The 590-nt window shown below is 44.1% G+C and carries 1 protein-coding gene; it reads left to right on the top strand.

Annotated elements, in window-relative coordinates:
- The coding region (locus tag AB4140_RS19865) for an AAA family ATPase (protein WP_372002254.1) at window positions 1–590 on the top strand (590 nt) is incomplete at both ends.

Raw genomic sequence — 590 nt, 5'->3', positions numbered from 1 at the left:
AAGGACAAAGAACTTGTCGCTAAAGCCTTTAAAGCAGGACATGACAAAGCCCAGTATCTATTAAATCACGCAACAGGTACCTACCATCCAACGGCTCAGTTATTGATGGAGAATGTCGTTGCTAAACGACTCAATGCGCTTGCCAGTCAAAACAACTTGTATGACGAGTATGCAGATTCTGCATATTGCTCTGCGGTTGGTGAATTACCTTATGAACTCACAAAGAAGCAAGTCGAGGCGGTCACTACATGCCTAGATAACGCAGTAAGCTGTATTACAGGTGGTGCTGGCACAGGAAAAACGACAGTACTTAGAACGGTATTGCGTGCCTATAATTCAATGGGGTTTGAAATACATGCAGTAGCCTTAAGTGGTCGTGCAGCCATGCGCTTGCATGAGTCAATTGGTTTTATCACTTCAACAATTGCAAAGTTACTGCGAAATGAACCTCTTGATTCAGATAAACAAAAACATCTGCTCGTTATTGATGAAGCCAGCATGATTGATTTACCGACCATGTACCGCCTGGTCAACCATATTCACCCATCGGTTCGTATTATCTTTACTGGCGACCCCGACCAGTTACCGCC

Source organism: Shewanella sp. 10N.286.51.B2, from assembly GCF_041469265.1.
In the GTDB taxonomy this organism is placed as follows: domain Bacteria; phylum Pseudomonadota; class Gammaproteobacteria; order Enterobacterales; family Shewanellaceae; genus Shewanella.
The sequence above is the reverse complement of the archived record's forward strand: the minus strand, read 5'-3'. Positions and strand labels throughout refer to the sequence as shown.